General features: G+C 59.2%; 13 protein-coding genes. 5 read left to right on the plus strand and 8 right to left on the minus strand.

Features of this window, described 5'->3' with window-relative positions:
• Positions 1-53: 53 nt before the first annotated feature.
• The 6 genes from KBP54_RS04620 to KBP54_RS04645 form a co-directional block, all read right to left on the minus strand.
• Complete coding sequence (locus KBP54_RS04620) at positions 54-1,052, minus strand: L-lactate dehydrogenase (RefSeq protein WP_070976264.1); 999 nt, start codon at positions 1,050-1,052, stop codon at positions 54-56.
• Positions 1,053-1,194: 142 nt separating this feature from the next.
• Positions 1,195-2,109 (minus strand): NaeI family type II restriction endonuclease, encoded by a 915-nt coding sequence (locus tag KBP54_RS04625; protein WP_070976266.1) that lies wholly within the window; start codon positions 2,107-2,109, stop codon positions 1,195-1,197.
• 9 nt (positions 2,110-2,118) lie between these two features.
• On the minus strand, positions 2,119-3,168 hold the full coding sequence (locus KBP54_RS04630; protein ID WP_070362661.1) for a DNA cytosine methyltransferase: 1,050 nt from the start codon (positions 3,166-3,168) through the stop codon (positions 2,119-2,121).
• An 88-nt stretch (positions 3,169-3,256) separates the two neighbouring features.
• Positions 3,257-4,639, minus strand: coding sequence for an amino acid permease (locus tag KBP54_RS04635; RefSeq protein WP_176754835.1), 1,383 nt, complete (start codon positions 4,637-4,639; stop codon positions 3,257-3,259).
• A gap of 84 nt (positions 4,640-4,723) precedes the next feature.
• Positions 4,724-5,608 carry a trypsin-like serine protease gene (locus KBP54_RS04640; RefSeq protein WP_070479472.1) on the minus strand — a complete coding sequence of 295 codons (885 nt, stop codon included), beginning with the start codon at positions 5,606-5,608 and terminating at the stop codon, positions 4,724-4,726.
• 15 nt (positions 5,609-5,623) lie between these two features.
• Positions 5,624-6,595, minus strand: a complete 972-nt coding sequence (locus KBP54_RS04645) for a DUF418 domain-containing protein (protein ID WP_070479474.1) — start codon at positions 6,593-6,595, stop codon at positions 5,624-5,626.
• Between the two features lie 113 nt (positions 6,596-6,708).
• On the opposite strand from KBP54_RS04645, the gene KBP54_RS04650 reads away from it, so the two are divergent.
• The 5 genes from KBP54_RS04650 to KBP54_RS04670 all read left to right on the plus strand — a co-directional run bounded on the left by KBP54_RS04650 (position 6,709) and on the right by KBP54_RS04670 (position 12,513).
• Positions 6,709-7,392 carry a response regulator transcription factor gene (locus KBP54_RS04650; RefSeq protein ID WP_070362658.1) on the plus strand — a complete coding sequence of 228 codons (684 nt, stop codon included), beginning with the start codon at positions 6,709-6,711 and terminating at the stop codon, positions 7,390-7,392.
• Positions 7,389-8,531 (plus strand): HAMP domain-containing sensor histidine kinase, encoded by a 1,143-nt coding sequence (locus tag KBP54_RS04655; protein WP_256006435.1) that lies wholly within the window; start codon positions 7,389-7,391, stop codon positions 8,529-8,531. The genes KBP54_RS04650 and KBP54_RS04655 overlap by 4 nt, the downstream gene beginning before the upstream one ends.
• Positions 8,528-10,663 (plus strand): DEAD/DEAH box helicase, encoded by a 2,136-nt coding sequence (locus KBP54_RS04660; protein WP_070976269.1) that lies wholly within the window; start codon positions 8,528-8,530, stop codon positions 10,661-10,663. Before KBP54_RS04655 ends, KBP54_RS04660 begins: the two co-directional genes overlap by 4 nt.
• Positions 10,664-10,752: 89 nt before the next feature.
• Positions 10,753-11,571 carry a trypsin-like serine protease gene (locus KBP54_RS04665; protein ID WP_256006437.1) on the plus strand — a complete coding sequence of 273 codons (819 nt, stop codon included), beginning with the start codon at positions 10,753-10,755 and terminating at the stop codon, positions 11,569-11,571.
• Positions 11,572-11,610: 39 nt separating this feature from the next.
• On the plus strand, positions 11,611-12,513 hold the full coding sequence (locus tag KBP54_RS04670; RefSeq protein WP_083290979.1) for a trypsin-like serine protease: 903 nt from the start codon (positions 11,611-11,613) through the stop codon (positions 12,511-12,513).
• Between the two features lie 3 nt (positions 12,514-12,516).
• Here KBP54_RS04670 and KBP54_RS04675 read toward each other — a convergent pair whose 3' ends face one another.
• A complete protein-coding gene (locus KBP54_RS04675; protein WP_070479480.1) occupies positions 12,517-13,002 on the minus strand; it encodes a DUF2269 family protein in 486 nt (161 codons plus the stop codon).
• 30 nt (positions 13,003-13,032) lie between these two features.
• A complete protein-coding gene (locus KBP54_RS04680; RefSeq protein WP_070976274.1) occupies positions 13,033-13,668 on the minus strand; it encodes an HNH endonuclease family protein in 636 nt (211 codons plus the stop codon).
• Positions 13,669-13,670 lie beyond the last annotated feature (2 nt).

A 13,670-nucleotide genomic window follows, 5' to 3' on the forward strand; every position in this document is an offset into this window, starting at 1 on the left:
AAACGCCCGCCGGGGTGTGTCCGGCGGGCGCAATCGAAGGGTATGGGAAAGGCTTATGCCTCGGTGAGGCCAGCTTCGACCATCACGCCACGAAGGGTGTTGGCGGAGTGATCGAACTTTTCCTTCTCGCTATCTTCAAGGTGCAGCTCGACAACCTCGCGGACACCGTTGCGGTTGATAACAGCCGGGGTGCCGATGTAGATGTCTTCCTGACCGTACTGGCCTTCAAGGAGAGCAGAGACTGGCAGTACGACGTCCTCGTTCATCAGGATTGCGCGGGTGATGCGGGCAAGGCCAGCACCGATACCGAAGGACGTGGAGCCCTTGGCTTCGATGATCTTGTAGGCGGCATCGCGGGTTGCGACGAACATCGCGTCGATGCGCTCGTAGATCTTCGGATCGGTTTCTGCTTCCTTCTCCAGACGACGACGTAGCGAAACGCCAGCGACGGAGCCGGATGCCACGACAGGCAGCTCGGTGTCGCCGTGCTCACCGATGATGTAGGAGTGGACAGAGCTTGCGGAAACACCGAAGTACTTGCCGAGGTTGCAGCGCCAGCGTGCGGTGTCCAGGATGGTGCCGGAACCCACGACCTGTGCGGAGGAAAGACCGGTCTGCTTCCACGTGGCGTAGGTCAGGACATCGACAGGGTTGGTTGCAACCAGGTAGATGCCGTTGAAGCCGTTGGCCATCACTTCCTTGTTGATGGACTCGAAGATCTTCACATTGCGGCCCACGAGCTCAAGGCGGGTTTCGCCGTCGCGCTGTGCAACACCTGCACAGTTGACGATGAGCGCCGCGTCGCGGCAGTCCTCGTAGGTGCCGACCGTGATCTTGGTGTTGTGGCCTGAGTACGGCATTGCGTGGTTGAGGTCCTCGACCTCACCCCACGTCTTCTTCTCGTTCAGGTCGATAATTGCGAGGTGGTCGCAAATACCCTGGTTGAGGATTGCGTATGCGAACGCGACGCCGACATCACCAGCACCAATCAAGACAATCTTGTTGCCTGGCGTGATGTTGTTCGACGGGGTGGACGGATTGGTGATAGTCATATGATCTCTCCTGAATCCAGTAAAACTATGTTCCGCTACCCATCATTGCAGATTTTCCGCCACAATGGGAATACCAATCGAAATATGTAACCAAGATAACGGAAATAGGCGGGCACAACCGGGCATTGATGGCTTTGGGGTATTAAAAGGGGAGGCGTGGCGCACGATGGAGTGGGTCGGCGCCCGTGGCGATTCGCCAAGTTTGACCTTCGATATCTACTGCAGGACCAACAAAATGCGGTTCAGCTGGAGTTACTCGTACGGCGAGGCTATCGCCATTCTTGCAAATCGGAAGGCAGAGGGCCTCTGCGATAGCTTGGTGGCGCCGGTAGTCCCCAAGGATCAAGATGCCTTCCTCCTGGAGGCGTGACCTTGATCCGCCGTTGTATCGAATGCGCTTCATTGGGTCTTTCTGCTGAGCGACAGTGTAAATGATGCCGCGCGGAATGAGCACCTGCTGGATTGAGCGAAACAACATGTCGAGGCGCTGTTGCCCAGAAGGCAATTCCATAATTTTGGCGACAGTTTCCTCATCCGCATGGAGGAGCACGTTATTCGGGTACGGGTGATCGAACCAGGCCCACGCAATTTTGTTGCGTGCTGCTGCCATGATGGTTCGCTTGCGGTCACGGTTTCCACCTGCGGTGAGGATGTCGTCGGTGATTTTGACGAAGCCTACTCGGAAAGTGGAAGTAACCTCACTTGCGTGGCAGAGCATGGCGTGGTGGCCAACTGCTTCCATCGGGATCATCCAGCCGTAGGGGTTCTTGGAGTATTTACAGTCAACTTCATGGCCGAGGATCTTGAAGTCCATCTTGTCGCCGTCCGTGATAGTGCCGTCAAACCCTCGGCGAATGTTAATTTCAACCAACGATCCAATGTGGGCAAGTTCTGTCTTGCTTAGCTGCGCTGGGTCGAACCGGCCCGTGTGCTGGCCGTCATAGGCCTGGTCGAAAGTTTGTCGAAATATTCTTCCCATTGCTTCGCCGTCGGGAAACTCGTTACGGAAGAGCTCGGCGAGTTGATGAGAAAAATCGCCATCAAGGTTGTGTGTCATGAGCAGATCCTATGCGTGCGTTTGAAGCGCCAGTTGTGGGGCCACCTCGGGAGCTTTCGTTACGGCATTGCAGGAAAGTAGTGCGTCCTTGATTGCGGTTCCGATTGCAGCCGCAACCGGTGGCGGAAATGCATTGCCGACTTGGCGCCATTGGGCGGTCTTGCCACCTTGCCAATCCCAATCTTCAGGGAACCCTTGGATAACGCCGCCCATCCGCACGGTAAGGCGGGGAAGGTTGTCCGGGTCATCGACAGGGAAGTCGGGGCCTGGTGCGCTGTCTGCGATCGAAGTTCCTCGGACGCCGAGCTTCTTCCATGCTGCCTTTGCTCGAGTCGGGCCAACGTCTGGTCCACCGTGCTTCTTTGATCCGCCAACGAGCGTCGGTGCTACCGTATCGGCTCGATCTGCCCATGCGTCCGCTCCCGGCCAGCCATTTTCTCCCATTAGGTGGCGAAGTGCGCTACCAACGGATGTGTGATGCATATTCGGGGTCGGCCATTCGAAGTACTCGGCAAACTCGTGTTTCAGGGCTACCAAAATAAACCGTGGGCGCAGTTGGGGGACACCGAAGTCTGCCGATTGAAACAGTGACCAGTAGGTGGTGTAACCCATCCGATCGAGCTCACTGACAATTTCATTGCGGTAGGAATCAAACCGCTTTTGGCCAAGGCCTCGGACGTTCTCCAGCATGACGGCTTTTGGATTGATTTCTCCTACCAGTCGTAGGGCTTGCGGGAACAGATCACGCTCGTCGTCTGCGCCGAGCTGTTTTCCCGCGATGGAAAAGGGCGGACACGGAACGCCACCTGCAAAGAGATCGACCTGATCGCGCCATACGGTGCCGTCGAAGTCATGTACATCCATTTCGTGTACTGGCCACGGATGGGGATGGTCGCAGCCGCGATTGGCTCGCAGTGTCTCTGCTGCCCAGTTGTCGATTTCCACCACGGCTAGATGCTGGAAACCTGCTTGCTCGAGCCCAAGTGCTTGGCCTCCAGCGCCAGCGCAGATCTCGATAGAGGTCAACGTGGGCTCGGAAGTAACCGTAGACAGGCGCATCGCGTCTCCTTCTGGCTAAAACTTGGAATATGTAGGCATAGGATAGCGTGCACAGCAGACAATGGATACTTTTATTCGAAATTATGTGCTACTTCATCTCGTAAGTGACGTGCGCTGCCGCAACTGCCTTTGGGCGCCCGGTGACAAAGTAGAGCACAGTCATGATTACCACGAATGCGACGCCTACGGCGAGCGCCATGTGATACTGCGGCAGCCACACCATGATGCCGAATGTGAACAAGATGAAAATGATCGCGAACCACTGCCCGTAGGGCCAGAACGGTACAGGGAAGCTCAAGGTCTCGCGCTCTGCCGCGGACATGTTGCGGCGAGATGCGACGTGTGCCAGCAGGATCATCAGCCACACAAACACGGTTGCGAAGGTGGCCAGCGCTGCGATGGTCTCGAAGATGTTCGGATAGAGCGCGTTGAGCACCACGCCGATGATGAGTACGAGCAACAGGGTAATGGTCGTCATTACTGGGATGTCGCGGATGGTGCGCTTCATGATCTTCGGGGCTAGGCCTTCCTTCGCCAGGCCAGTAAGAACGCGCCCAGTGCCGAACAGGTCTGCATTAATTGCAGAAAGGGCAGCAGTGATGACCACCAAGTTGAGCAGTGCAGCGGCCCAGTTCACGCCAAGTGTGTCAAAGATCTGAACGAAGGGGCTTTCTTCACCAGTCATTGCACGCCACGGGTTGAGCATCAAGATAACCAGGATGGCGAGGACATAGAACAGAAGGATGCGCAGCGGTACGGTGTTGACGGCCTTCGGGATCGAGCGGTCCGGATCGTCTGCTTCGGTGCCGGCGACGCCGATGATCTCAGTTCCGCCGAAGGCGAAGAGTACGAGGATGAACGCTGCGATCATGCCTTCGATGCCGTTCGGGAAGAAGCCACCGTCGTTCCAGAGGTTAGAGATTCCGGTCGTCTCTGGGTCGGTACCCAAACCAAATGCGAGGATGGCAGCACCGCCGACGATCATCGCCATTACGGCGACGACCTTAATGAGCGTGAATGCGAACTCCAGCTCGCCGAACCAGCGCACGGATGCGAGGTTCGCCGCACCAATGACCAGCAGGGTAGTGGTAATCCATACCCATGCTGGGGTGTCCGGGAACCAGAACTTCATATAAATGCCGATGGCAGTCAAGTCCGCAAGGCAGACGATCATCATCTCGAATGCGAACATCCACCCGGTAATGTACCCGCCCAGGCCACCAAGGTGCTCCCTGGTGTACACCGCGAACGACCCACGAACCGGGTGCTGCACACTCATCTCGCCCAGGGCGCGCAACATAAAGTAGACGACGGCCCCTCCGAGTAAGTATACGAGGAGCACCGAGGGGCCGGCGGCCTGAATCGCGCCGGCGGAGCCGTAGAAGAGCCCGGTGCCGATCGCCGAGCCGAGGGCGATGAAGTGGATATGGCGGTGTGTAAGCCCCTTGGGCTTCGACGAGCGGGAAGTCATGGCAGACATCATAACGTTTAATTACGCTGCTCTGTAAATTATTCACAGGTAATTCTGTGAGTTCGGTCGCGTTTTCAGGCAGCGCTACTGTGCAGTATCAGCATCACGCTTCCGTGAGCGTGCAACTGCGGCAACTACCAGTGCGATAACGACGGCGGCACCGGCAGTGATGAGCATCCACGTCGGCGTACCGCCGTCATTTTCTGTGGGGGTCGTTTCGGCCGAGTCTTCCTTGGCGGAGATTTGCTCACGGATCCAGTCCGCCTGCGAAGCAACTGGCGCAAACGCAACCTTCGGGCTCACTCCTTCCTCAGCGGAGTCCGGGTTGTCTGGATCCATAAACAGTGATGCGGACGCGATGGCTGCGACCTTGCCCTCACTGAAGAGCGCGCCGCCGGAATCACCGGGCTGGGTTGCTGCCCCACCTTTCATGGTGGCTTCGACGCCGTCGGTGCCGTCAAACAGAATCATCGGGGTTGGGCCGTCGACGGTAGCGTCTGCGTACGGAAGGGTGCGTCCGGCACCAGAGCCATCAGAGGACCAGCCGTAGAAAGTAGCGTCGCTGCCTGCAGCTGGGATATCGCTAGCAAGCTCAGGATAAGCATCGAGTCCGAGGTCCTCAGAGGTGTGCAGCAGCGCGATATCGCCTTTCGGGGTGGTCATCCACTTATCGACGTCATAAAACTTCTGGTTATCACCCTGGCCAGTACGCACGGACCCACCAGCTTGTGGCAGGTGGTCCATACAATGGCGCGCAGTAATAACCCAGTGGGACGCAATGGCGGTACCTGTGCACACGCCGGTGTCTGGGTCATCGTCCGCGGTGCGGACGGAGACTACTGCGTTGGACTCTGCCGAAGGCTCAGCGAACGTATCGGACTGCATTGCCAATGCAGGTGCTGCCGGGAGTGCTACGAGCGCGGCAGCGACGCAGGAGCTAAGAATACGAGTGGAAGTGTGCAGTTTCATGAGTTTTCCTTTTCTTTAGTGTTGGAGCGGAGGAAGATCGGTCCGGGTTGCGCGAGCCACGATCATGCGCATCGCGGCCTCGAGTGGTCCACGGGCGTAGAAGCTGCGCCACAGCACAGCGAAGGCGAAAGCAACTGCCAGCGTGAGTACTGCGTATACCACCCCGCTGTGGCCGTTGGCCGTGACAACGTGTGCGCAGTACACCGTCAGAGGCATCCGGCCCATGTCACAACCAAACGGAACAAACTGTGCGAGGATGAGACACAGCGCAGTGATACCAGTCGCGACGGCGCACTCGCTGATCACTGAAATGAGTCCCCCGGTGTGCCCATTCGGATCGATCGCGGCGATGAATAGGCCAGCACCTGCCGTGTTGAGGTGCAGCCGAGCTGCAATCACCGCAGGCAGCACCGCCGCCGCGATAATGACTGTGACCCAACGACGCCATGGGTGGTGGAGGATGACACGCCACGACACCATGCCCGCAACCATGAGTGCCGCCCACGAAAAGACAGGGTAGGGGGCACCGAAGACTGCGGCCGGTAGTGCAACAACTGTCCCGAGCGCCGTCGTTGCAGCCGAAGCAAAGAGCAACCCCGCAAGCAGTAAGCCCAAACGCGCAGTTGGCCAGTGGGGAAGCGTCGCTAAGCAGAGGTAGCAGATGCCAAAGACAAGGAGCACAACCTCGATGTCGCCAGCGAACGGCACGAGGAGCACATGCAGCACAATCAGTAGCGTCCCACGAACATAAAAGCCATGGCGACAGCGCGCGACAGCCTCGCCGCCTACCGCTTGGGCGCGCCGGGCCATCAGCTCCATCGAGATGCCAGCCAGGAACGCGAACGTTGCCGCGGGGAAGCCGTAGAGCAACTGACCCGTGACGCCAGCAGGATGGGTGAGGTGCGCGAAGATCATGGCTGCGAGTGCTACGGCTCGCGCGTAATCAATACCGTGAACTCGCAGATCCGGTGTGGAAGTCTTTGACATGCTCCTCACGCTATGCAGGGCGATGTTGCGAGAGCGTTAACATTGCGACCCCGTAAGAAGCCCCAATTAGAATCACAGCAGAATACAAGAACTCCAACGTGGAAGGGGCTGTTGTGGCTGCACCGCCGAAGATTTTGATCGTTGAGGACGAGACGCTGCTCGCCGATGCGTTAGGCAAAGCACTGCGCCGTGAGGACATGCTCGTTGATGTGCGTTACGACGGCCGCTCCGCGCTCGACCGCCTGGAATCACAACCGATAGATGTGATCGTGCTCGACCGAGATATCCCCGAGGTTCACGGCGACGACGTCTGTGCAACCGTCCGTGAGCTGTACCCAAACACGCGGGTGCTGATGCTCACGGCGTCCGCAACGCTCGAGGATCGTCTCCAAGGCTTCGAGATTGGGGCGGACGACTATCTGACCAAGCCGTTCGAGCTGCCCGAGTTGCTGGCTCGCGTCAAAGCCTTGTTGCGACGAGCCGCACCTGAAACAACCTCGACGCTCACGTGCGGCGACGTCATCCTCGACAGAGGCACTCACCAAGTCCACCGAAGCGGCGCGTCGATTGCGTTGTCGCCGAAAGAGTTCGCGGTGCTTGAAACGCTGATGCGAGCACAGGGGCACGTTATTTCCGCGGAGCAGCTCTTAGAAGAGGCATGGGACGCGAACGCGGACCCGTTCTCCAATTCGATTCGCGTCACTATCTCGCACTTGCGGCGCAAGCTGGGGCAGCCTTGGATTGTGCAAACAATGCCCGGCGCTGGCTACTACGTTGCGGAGGAGCCGTACCAATGAGGCTTTCACTTCGCGCGCGTACGTCGTGGTTGTTCGTGGCAACGGTTTTTACCGCAGGGCTGAGTTTGACTGCGGTGGTGTACCTCTACCTGCGCCTGACTCCGGTACCTGTGCAAGCTGTCATCGAGGGCGTCGGGGGCGTTCCCGGCAGTGACGGAGCATTTATTGATGGCTCCGTGCCCATCTCACACGAGGTGCTCAACGTGATGCTCGGCGCCTCGCTCGTCGCGCTGTGCGTGCTGACGGCGCTCGCCGGCGCCATCGGTTGGTTCGTCGCGGGTGTGTTGCTCAAACCCGTACGTACCATCGCGGCGACTGCACGTCTGGTCTCTGCTGGCGATCTTGATCAGCGGTTCGACTACGAAGGCCCCGCTGACGATGTCGCTGACCTCGCGCACGCACTCGACTCGATGCTGGAGTCCCTCGCGCACTCCATCGCGGCACGGCAACGCTTTGCATCAAACGCGTCCCATGAGCTGAAAACCCCGATCGCTACCATTCAGACCATCGCAGATGTCGCGCTACTAGACCCGAATGCACCTGCAGAGGAGCTACGCGACGCCATCCGCGACATCCGCACCGTGAATGCGTCGTCTGCGGAGATGGTCACGTCGCTGCTGAACTTCAGCCAGGCCGAGGCCAAAGTACTCGAGGCGCGCGACATTAACATCTCAGAGCTCATTACCACTGTCGCCTCGAGCGCCGAAGGTATCGACGCCACCATCGAGCCAGACATTCACGTCCTCGGCGACGTCGTGCTATTGCGCCACGCGATCCAAAACCTCATCGAGAATGCTCGTATCCACGGCGTGGACGGGACTGTGCAGGTGCGTGTTTGCCGGACTGGATCCGGTGATGGGGTCGAAGTGGGCGTCGTCAATGATGGGGACGTGTTGGACCCTGCCACAGTCAGCCAGCTCGTAGAGCCATTTAGCAGGGCGAATGCGCGCGTTGCTGGTGCGCGTCCGGGGCACGGACTAGGGCTGGCGCTGGTTGATACGATTGCGCGTGCGCACCACGGGGAGTTGGAGCTCGAGGCGCGAAGCGCTGAAGTTGGTGGCGGACTCGTGGCGCGGATGACATTGCCAGTGGCGAATAGGAAAATCACTGCAGGGTGGCGTACTGTGGGGAAACAATGATCACTTCCGAAAACGCCACCGGCGGCGAGAAAGAGCCGGATATGAATGTGTCGGAAAATCAGGAAAACCCGCAGGATGTCGCAGCGGATGCTGCACGTGAGGACACCAGGGATGCGGGAGTTTCTGAGGAAACCGGCGCTGCGCAAGACGCAGCCAATGCCGAAACTAATGAGACTGAGCAGATTTTGAGCCTTGCCGACGTCGTCGGTGGCGACGTGGCGGACCTCGCTGGGAGCGAGGCGGACGAGGCCACAGAGGCAGACGAGACCGCTGAAGAGCCAGTGAACGGGTTCGAGAACCTGAATCTGCCTGAAGAAGTCGTGGATGCCGTGAAGAAGGTTGGCTTTGAGCAGCCATCCGCGATTCAGGCTGAAACCATTCCACTGTTGATGGAAGGCCGCGACGTTGTCGGCCTTGCGCAAACGGGTACCGGTAAGACGGCCGCGTTCGCGCTGCCGATCCTTTCGCGGATCAACCGCAAGGAGCGCTACCCGCAGGCACTGATCCTCGCGCCTACACGTGAGCTTGCGCTGCAGGTATCAGACTCCTTCCAGTCGTTTGCAGACCACCTTGGCGGGATCTCCGTGCTTCCGATTTACGGTGGCCAGGCATACGGTATCCAGTTGTCCGGTCTGCGCCGCGGTGCCCAGATCATCGTGGGTACTCCGGGCCGCGTCATCGATCACTTGGAGAAGGGTTCGTTGGACATTTCCAACCTGCGCTTCCTTGTCCTCGATGAGGCAGACGAGATGCTGAACATGGGCTTCCAGGAAGACGTGGAACGCATCTTGGAGGACACACCGGAAGAGAAGCAGGTTGCGCTGTTCTCTGCGACGATGCCGAACGCTATTCGCCGTATCTCGAAGCAGTACCTCGACAACCCGACTGAAGTCACGGTGAAGTCGAAGACGCGCACCAATACGAACATCACCCAGCGTTACCTGTTCACGGCGCACCGCAACAAGCTCGATGCGATCACCCGAATCCTTGAAGTCACTGAGTTTGAGGCAATGATTGTCTTCGTGCGTACGAAGCAGGAGACTGAGGAGCTGGCTGAGAAGTTGCGTGCCCGCGGGTTCTCCGCAGCTGCGATCAACGGCGACATCGCTCAGCAGCAGCGTGAGCGTACCGTTGATCAGCTTCGCGACGGCCGCCTTGACATCCTGGTCGCTACCGATGTCGCTGCTCGTGGCCTGGACGTTGAGCGCATCAGCCACGTGCTGAACTACGACATCCCGAATGACACCGAGTCATACGTGCACCGCATTGGTCGCACCGGGCGTGCAGGCCGTACAGGTGAGGCGATCCTCTTTGTCACTCCGCGTGAGCGTCGCATGCTGCGCTCCATTGAGCGCGTAACCAACGCGACCATCGAAGAGATGGATCTGCCGACGGTCGACGAGGTCAACGAGAGCCGCAAGACGAAGTTTATGGACTCCATCACCGAGTCGCTCGAGGCGAGCGAGGTGCAGGTGTTTAGGTCCATGGTCCGCGAATACTCCGCTGCCAACAACGTGCCGATGGACGACATCGCCGCCGCTTTGGCAACGCAGGCTTTGGCGGGTGACGAGTTCCTGATGAAGGAGCCGCCGAAGGACCGCCGCGATCGGCGGGACCGTGATCGGTGGGATCGCGACGACCGCCGTGGCCGCGGGCGTGACCGTGATGACCGTCGTGGAGGCCGCAGCCGCTTCGACCACGATTCGGAGAACTTCGACACCTACCGCCTGGATGTTGGCAAGCGCCAGCATGTTCGCCCGGGTGCAATCGTTGGTGCGCTCGCCAACGAGGGGGGCTTGAGCTCCAAGGACTTTGGTCGCATCACTATCGGTGGGGACTTCACCCTGGTTGAGCTGCCGAAGAACCTGGACAGCGCGGTCCTTGATCGTTTGACGGATACCCGTATTTCCGGTCAGCTGATCAATATTCAGCGTGATCACGGTGCACCTCCGCGCGGACGCGGCGGGCGCGGGCGCGGTGGATACGACCGCGATGATCGCCGCGGTGGCCGCGGGCGCGGGCGTGGCGGTTACGACCGCGATGATCGCCGCGGTGGCCGCGGGCGGGGACGTGGCGGTTACGACCGCGACGATCGCCGCGGTGGCCGCGGGCATGACCGCAACTGGGACTAAGCGCCCTTGAACCTGAGCGCACCTGCTGAGTAATGACTACTCGGCGGGTGCGTTTTTCATAGCTTGGTTGTGCAGTAGACTGCACAGGCATGAAGTTGAATCGCCGTTTGCTCACGCTGGGATGGGCGCTTGTACTCGGAGCGGGCGTCGTAACGAACTTGCCGACTGCGCAGGCACAGAACCTGCAGCGAGTAGAGCAGGGCGGAGCCGTGATGGTTGAAGGCGGCGGTTACTGCACCGTCGGATTCAATGAACCGTCTCGCAGGCGAAGCCTGGTTGCGGCGCACTGTGGACCGGACGGTGCGCGTGTGCGCATCGTCGACCACAACGCGAGGGTTGCTTCGCCACAGCTCGGCACCCTGTATCGTTCGAAGGCGTACGATGGCCGCCTTGGCAATGACTGGGCCGCTATCCAGTGGGACGCGCCGGTGCAGATCGGCGGCAACCAGTTCTCCGGTGACGCGTGGGTAAACCCAAACACTATCGCCGTCGGTGAGCGCGTGTGCTACTTCGGGCAAACATCGAACCGGCCGACGGGCGCCCCCACGTGTGGTCGCTTCGGCGGAGCAGAAGGAAATACGTTCTTCGTCGAAGCGCCGATGACCCGTCCCGGCGACTCCGGTGGCCCGCTGTGGATTCCGGGCCGCGGATTTGTTGGCGTTGTTTCTTCGCAGTGGGTTGCACAAAAGGTACCGCTGCTGGGCTCGCGCGACCTGGTAGTTGGCGTGCACGCTACTGATGGGCCTCGCGTCGCTGAGTCACGCTTGTTGGGCCTGTATGCGCAGAACCTCATGATGCCGGCTTCGGGCTCGGCCGTTGGCCCGGCTGCTGATGCGGTTCGTGGCGCTGTGACTGACGGGTTCAGTGCACTCGCAGGGTTCCTACCAGGCGTAGTGAATTACAGCTAGCTCATTAGCATTCCTGCAGAACTGTGCCAGTATAGAAGTATGTTGACAAGGAAATTCATATCTTCGCTGGCCGTCGCAGCATGCTCGACTGCAGTCCTCGTGCCAAGCGCTACCGCGGCACCAATCCAGCCGACCCAGGGTGATGCTATTAGCACTGGATATAGTTCATGCACGCTAGGCTTTAACGACCACGAAGCCGGAGTCAGCTACACCGCAGCGCACTGTGGACGCGATGGCGACAGGATCTTGTTGGTCGACCGAAAAACGAGCCGTCCGTTGTCGAAAGACATTGGGACATTGCGTATTTCACCAGGCTACGACCGGCAGTACTCGAACGACTTCGCCTGGATCGAGTGGGACCGGGGCGTCACGATGGGCGAGAACATCTACTCAGGTGACATCAAAGCGGATGCCACTTCCATCAAGCGGGGTGCGAAGACGTGCTACCACGGGGAAACATCCCATACGGGGACAAACGATGTCACGTGCGGGAAGTTCCACCGCGCTGCGCGTGGTGGAGGCGGGTTTTCTGCCACGATACGGTCACCAAAGTCAGGCGATTCCGGTGGACCGATCTGGATCGAAGAACAGGACGGGGCAAAGAAATTCGCTGGTGTCATTTCTATAGGTCCTGCGTTCGAAAACTCCACCTACACTCGGATCAATGGCATAAAGATTGACGGGAAAGACTGGCTCTGGGGAGCACCAATCGCTCAAGGAAAGGCAGTCAGCCAGTCCGAGGCGTCGGACCTGGTTTTTGGAGCTGCTGGCATAAATGAAGCCGGTCTCTATGACCGGCTGCTGTCCTCTGATAAGAGCTCGGAGCGGGACTCCTCGTCGAAGTCCGAAAGCTCCAGCGATATGACACCGGGTGAGATTGCCGCGATCGTTGTTCCGATCGTGTTGGCGTTGCTTAGCCTGGCGTCGTCGATAAAGTTCTAGTAACTACACAGTTGGTGCTGGCAAGAACATCAGCACCAACACGATGAACCACAAAAGGTTAAAGACACCAGCGAACGCGGAAGCCTTAGCTTTCGACTTTTCAAAGTTCGCGGTGACATCGGCTGGGTCGGCCTCGGCTGGCTCCAGCTCACCGAGTGTACCGACCATCTTGCGCTGGGTCGGGATGACCACGAAAAGCAGCAGTGCCCAGGCGATGACTGCCAACACGATAGAGGTGTGCAGGAAGTAGTTCGTCTTGTACGCAGCCCAGTCGCCGAAGAGGATGGCGACACCGAGCAGCGGAACGAGTGATGACGCGATGCCGTAAGTGCGCGAGATGCGGTACAGGATCGACGCGCGACCGGCAGCGGCCGCATCGCCCGCCTGTGCTTCGGCGGCCTGGCGCGGGAACATCGAGGTGGATACGACGATCGGGCCCAGCAGCAAGATGGCGGCTGCGACGTGAAGGAAAGTTAACAGAGTAGTCATAGGCAACCACTGTACTTGATACGTCCACCATCACCTAGGCGAATTGGTGGTAGGGAACATACCAATTCCAATAAGGTGGGCGGCGACGCCTCGCCATCCCTTGCATGCACGGCGCATTGTGCGAAGGTCATTGGTGGTTACGCGCAGGTCGTACATGTTTGCAACGCGTGCTAGCTGCCGTGCGTATGCGCATTGCTGCGGGATCGATGGAGGCATCCACTCGCTCGGTAGCATGTCTGACTTTTGTTGGTTCGCCTTGCTCGAGGTCACGATGAGGTTGTGGGGGTCATTCGCGAACCGGAGTCGCTGCTCATCGCTCCAGGCGAAAGCACCCATGTCCCATGCTGCGGAGAGGGGGAAGAGGTGGTCGAGCTCCACATCCTTAGGTCTGATGCGTTCGCGGGTGTACGGATCGATAACGTCAACCGGCTCCCACTGCCGGTGGGGAACGTTGCAATTAGGCTGCTCAAACGCGTACGCCATGGCATGCTCGCGAGTCGTACATCCGGTGGCATGGCGCTGCCAGCCTGGTCCGAAGTTGTCCCGCTCGTAGCCGATGATAGTAACGCGTTGGCGGGTCGTGGGGGCGTCGATACGCGAAAACCCCGTTGGAAACGGGGCGTACGCGATGGTCAGGATAAGTAGCAGAGTGAGGTAAACACGCACGT

The organism is Corynebacterium pseudogenitalium (genome assembly GCF_024453815.1).
In the GTDB taxonomy this organism is placed as follows: Bacteria; Actinomycetota; Actinomycetes; order Mycobacteriales; family Mycobacteriaceae; genus Corynebacterium; species Corynebacterium pseudogenitalium.